The following is a 4788-nucleotide window of genomic DNA, read 5'->3' on the forward strand; positions in this document are numbered from 1 at the left end:
GCAGTGGATGCGCGAAGAGCTGGAAGACCTGGCCTTCAAGGTGCTCAACCCGAAGGCCGCCAGTCGATCCTGCGCCGCTTCGTCTCTCTCAAGGATGACGCGGGCGACGTGATCGAACGCATCACCAAGGACATGCGCAAGGAGCTGAAGGCGGCGCAGGTCACCGCCGAGGTGAAGGGCCGCGCCAAGAAGCCCTATTCCATCTGGCGCAAGATGGAGGAGAAGAAGCAGAGCTTCTCTCGGCTGTCGGATATCTACGGCTTCCGCATCATCACCGAGACCGAGGACGACTGCTATCGCGCGCTCGGGGTGATCCACCAGCGCTGGAAGTCGGTGCCGGGCCGGTTCAAGGACTACATCAGCCAGCCCAAGTCGAACGGCTACCGCTCGATCCATACCACCGTGTCGGGGCGTGACGGCAAGCGGGTTGAAGTGCAGATCCGTTCGCGCGCGATGCACGAGGTGGCCGAGGCCGGCGTCGCCGCGCACTGGTCCTACAAGGATGGCGTGAAGGCCGAGAACCCCTTCGCCGTCGATCCAGGCCGCTGGATCGCCGCGCTGACCGAGCAGATGGGCGCCGACGAGGATCACGAGGATTTCCTCGAGGCGGTCAAGCTCGAGATGTACTCGGACAAGGTGTTCTGCTTCACGCCCAAGGGCGAGGTGGTGAAGCTGCCGCGCGGCGCCACGCCGATCGACTTCGCCTATGCGATCCACACACGGATCGGCTCTGCCTGCGTCGGCGCCAAGATCGACGGCATGCGGGTGCCGCTCTGGACCCGGATCAAGAACGGCCAGTCGATCGAGATCATCACCGCCGAGGGGCAGGAGCCCCAGGCCACCTGGCTGGACATCGCCACCACGGGCCGCGCCAAGGCCGCCATCCGCCGCGCCCTGCGCGAGGTCGACCGCGAGCGCTACATCAAGCTGGGCCGCGAACTGGCCCGGGCGGGTTTCGAGCATGTCGGCAAGAAAGCCACCGACAAGGTGCTGGAAACCGCCGCCAAGAAGCTGCGCATCGAGGACGGCAAGGAAGAGCTGCTGGCCCAGCTGGGCCGGGCCGAGCTGCGCGTGGCGCGGGTGGTCAACGTTCTCTACCCCGAGCTGATGGTGGTCGAGGACGGCGACGCGGTGAAGCGCGAGCGGGCGCTGATCGGCCTGGAAAAGGGCCAGAGCTTCAAGCGCGCCACCTGCTGCCGCCCGCTGCCGGGCGAGCGGATCGTCGGCATCACCTGGCGGGGCCGCCCGCTGCAGGTCCATGCCATCGATTGCGAGGCGCTTTCGGCCTACGAGGACCAGCCGGACCGCTGGGTCGACCTGCACTGGCAGACCGGTCGCCATGCGGCGATCTATGCGGTGACCCTCGACCTGGTGCTGTCCAACGATCCCGGCGTGCTTGGCCGGATCTGCACATTGATCGGAGAGCAGAAGGCCAATATCTCGGACCTCGAGTTCCTCGACCGGAAACCGGATTTCTACCGGTTGCTGGTAGACGTGGAGCTGCGCGACGCCGAGCATCTGCACAACGTCATCTCTGCCCTTGAGGCCGAGGCGGACGTGGCCTCGGTCGCGCGTCATCGCAAACCGGAAGAGACGCCCGCAGCGCCCTCTTCCACGCCAGAGGACGACCCCGTTGGTCTTTAAGCGTCGCGACAGACGGCCTTACTGGAGGATCATCTTCGAATTCTTCTGGCCTCGCGGCGGTTGGGCGCGGGCCTTTCACTACGTGAAGCATCGGCTGCGGCGCCTGCCGGACACGCCCGAGACCATCGCCCGGGGCATCTTCGCGGGGCTCTTCACCGTCTTCACGCCCTTCTACGGCATGCATTTCGTCGTCGCGGCGCTGGTGGCGACCCTGGTGCGGGGCAATATCCTCGCGGCATTGCTGGCGACCTTTGTCGGCAATCCGCTGACCTATGTCCCCATCGGGGTGATCTCGTTGCAGATCGGCTACTGGCTGCTGGGAATGCAGCAGGGGCGCGGGCCGGGCGTGCCCGGGGGGCCGGACCTGCCGCCGCCTTTCGGCGGGCCTGCGCATCACGACGGGATTGCCCATGGCTTCGGCGGCAAGTTCCTGGCGGCGGCGGACGACCTGAAAGACAATATCTGGGCGCTGTTCACCGATGTCGATGCCAACTGGCACGGGCTGACGGTCTTCTACCACGAGATCTTCTTTCCCTACATGATCGGCGGCGTGATTCCGGGCGTGGTTGCCGGCCTGGTCGGCTATTACGTCTCGGTGCCGCTGATCCGCGCCTACCAGGCCCGCCGCAAGGGGGCGCTGAAGGCCAAGCTGGCGGCGATCCGTGCCAAGTCGGCGGCCAAGACCTCGCAGGGGAAGGGCCCGGGCGGATCCTAGGCCCTGCATGCCCATCTGGGAAATTCGGCAAAGGGGGTGGTGGCGACAGCAGCCTTGCGGCATTGATGGGCGCGAGGTGAAGGAGTTGCGCCATGAGTGATCAGCCGAAACTGCGTCTGGGTGTGAATATCGACCATGTGGCCACGGTGCGGAATGCCCGCGGCGGTGCCTATCCGGATCCGCTGCGCGCGGCGAAACTGGCCGAAGAGGCCGGCGCCGACGGCATCACCGCACACCTGCGCGAAGACCGCCGCCATATCTCGGATGCCGATATCGAGGCTCTGGCCGAGGCGCTCTCGGTGCCGCTCAACTTCGAGATGGCGGCCACCGACGAGATGCAGGCCATCGCCCTGCGCCACAAGCCCCACGCCGTCTGCATCGTCCCCGAGAAGCGCGAGGAACGCACCACCGAGGGCGGCCTGGAAGTGGCCCGGGACGAGAACCGGCTGGCCCATTTCATCGCGCCGCTGCGCGAGGCGGGCTGCCGGGTGTCGATCTTCATCGCTGCCGACCGCGCCCAGATCGAGGCCGCGCACCGCATTGGCGCCGAGGTGATCGAGCTGCACACCGGCGCCTATTGCGATGCCCATGCCGAGGGCCACTTCGACGCCCGCGACGCCGAGCTGGAGCGCCTGCGCGAGATGGCCACCTTCGGTCATTCCCTCGGGCTTGAGGTCCACGCCGGCCACGGGCTGACCTACGACACCGTGCAGCCCGTCGCCGCCTTCCCCGAGCTGCGCGAGCTGAACATCGGCCACTTCCTGATCGGCGAGGCGATCTTCCGCGGCCTCACCCCGGCCATCGCCGAGATGCGCCGGCTGATGGACGCGGCCCGGACCTGAGCTGCCCCGGCTAGGTGCCCATGCCGGAGCTGGCCAGGGCCTCCTTCAGCCAGCTGCGGAAACGCCTTTGCGGCAGTGAAAGCGATCGGTCCCGCGCCGAGACCAGCCAGTAGGACAGCCCCGTCGGATGGTAGCGCGGGAAGGGGGCGACGACCTGGCCGCGCTCCAGCGCATCGTGGCACAGGGTCTCGAAGGCCAGCAGCACGCCCTCGCCCGCCATGGCCGAATCAAGCCCCAGCGAGGCCTCGTTGAACTCGGGCCCCTCGCCCAGGATCCTGTGCGACAGGCCCTCGGGGCCCAGCCAGACGTCCCAGGCGAACATCGCCCGCGCATCGCGGATGATCGGCACATGGGCCAGGTCGGCAGGGGACTTCAGCTTCGCCGCCCAGTCGGCCGAGCAGACGGGAATAACCCGCTGATCCAGCAGGTGCTCGACCGTCAGCCCCTGGTAGCCGCCCGGCCCGATGCGGATGGCGAAATCCACGTCTCCGGCATTGGGGTCGACCAGCTGCAACGCGCTGTCGAGGCGGACCTTGATCTCGGGGTGGGCGCGGGTGAACTCGGGCAGGCGCCAGATCAGCCAGCGCGCGGCAAAGATCGGTGCCACCGAGATCGTCAGGATATGCGCCCTGTAGCGCCGGGTCAGCTCGACGGCGGCGGTCAGGCGCGAGAACCCCTCGCGCAGATGCAGGAAGATCTCCTCGGTGCCCTCGGCGGGGCGCAGGCCCCCTGGGCGCCGGTCGAACAGCGGCCGACCAAGGGCGGACTCGGCCCGTGCCACCTGCTGGCTGACGGCGCCGGGGCTGACGCCCAGCTCTGCCCCGGCAGCGCGCAGAGAGCCGAGACGCGCCACGGCCTCGGCCGCACGCAGGGCGTTCAGGGGGGCGGTCTGCAGTGGATGCATTTCAGCGTTCCTAAACACCTTTTCAGGTCTTGTGCAGTTTTAAAGGGCGCAAGAGTGCATAGATTGCGGATATCTGAAACCCTAGAGAAGGAGAAAAATAATGAAAGACCTTTTCAGATCCATCCTCGGAGGCCGGGCCCCTGCCGCACGACGCGACGACCCCTTCGCCGATCCGCGGATAGCGGCCATGAGCCCGGCGGAACTCGCCGACCTTCCGCTGACACACCCGATGTCGTCCGCGACATCCGCGGCCCCGGCCGCCGGCCCTCGCGCCGCTCAGGTCGCCTGCGGCGCCTGACCCCTCCACGCACTTTCCAACAGGGCCGCGAGGCCCGGTGTTTCCCGCGCCCGCGTTTCACGCTAAGGCGGGGAGACCAGCGGAAAGGGGCGCGGAGATGATCATCGGAATCGGCACGGACCTGGCCAATATCGAGCGCATCCAGGGTGTCCTCGACCGCCACGGCGACCGCTTCCGCAATCGCGTCTTCACCGAGATCGAACAGGCCAAGGCCGCCCGCCGCAAGGACGAGGCCGGCACCTATGCCAAACGCTGGGCCGCGAAAGAGGCCTGCTCCAAGGCGCTCGGCACCGGGCTGGCCATGGGGATCTCGTGGAAGGACATGGCGGTGACCAACCTGCGCAGCGGCCAGCCCGTCATGCAGCTGACCGGCTGGGCCGCCGAA

The 4788-nt window shown here is 67.6% G+C and carries 4 protein-coding genes and 1 pseudogene; 4 read left to right on the forward strand and 1 reads right to left on the reverse strand.

Going from position 1 to position 4788, the window contains the following annotated elements; genetic code table 11:
* The 3 genes and pseudogenes from OS124_RS23315 to OS124_RS0101045 all read left to right on the forward strand — a co-directional run.
* A pseudogene (locus tag OS124_RS23315) lies at nucleotides 1-1644 on the forward strand (RelA/SpoT family protein); the annotation flags it as partial.
* Complete coding sequence (locus OS124_RS0101040; protein ID WP_010137400.1) at nucleotides 1634-2359, forward strand: DUF2062 domain-containing protein; 726 nt, start codon at nucleotides 1634-1636, stop codon at nucleotides 2357-2359. The pseudogene OS124_RS23315 and the gene OS124_RS0101040, both read left to right, overlap by 11 nt.
* A gap of 92 nt (nucleotides 2360-2451) precedes the next feature.
* Nucleotides 2452-3201, forward strand: coding sequence for a pyridoxine 5'-phosphate synthase (locus OS124_RS0101045; RefSeq protein WP_010137401.1), 750 nt, complete (start codon nucleotides 2452-2454; stop codon nucleotides 3199-3201).
* A gap of 10 nt (nucleotides 3202-3211) precedes the next feature.
* On the opposite strand, the gene OS124_RS0101050 is transcribed toward OS124_RS0101045, so the two are convergent.
* Nucleotides 3212-4105 carry a LysR substrate-binding domain-containing protein gene (locus OS124_RS0101050; RefSeq protein ID WP_010137404.1) on the reverse strand — a complete coding sequence of 298 codons (894 nt, stop codon included), beginning with the start codon at nucleotides 4103-4105 and terminating at the stop codon, nucleotides 3212-3214.
* A gap of 395 nt (nucleotides 4106-4500) precedes the next feature.
* Between OS124_RS0101050 and acpS the strand changes: the two genes are divergently transcribed.
* Nucleotides 4501-4788 (forward strand): holo-ACP synthase (gene acpS / locus OS124_RS0101060; protein WP_010137406.1); only part of this gene is annotated, 288 nt, incomplete at its 3' end.

Source organism: Oceanicola sp. S124 (assembly GCF_000220565.1).
Taxonomy (GTDB): domain Bacteria; phylum Pseudomonadota; class Alphaproteobacteria; order Rhodobacterales; family Rhodobacteraceae; genus Pseudooceanicola.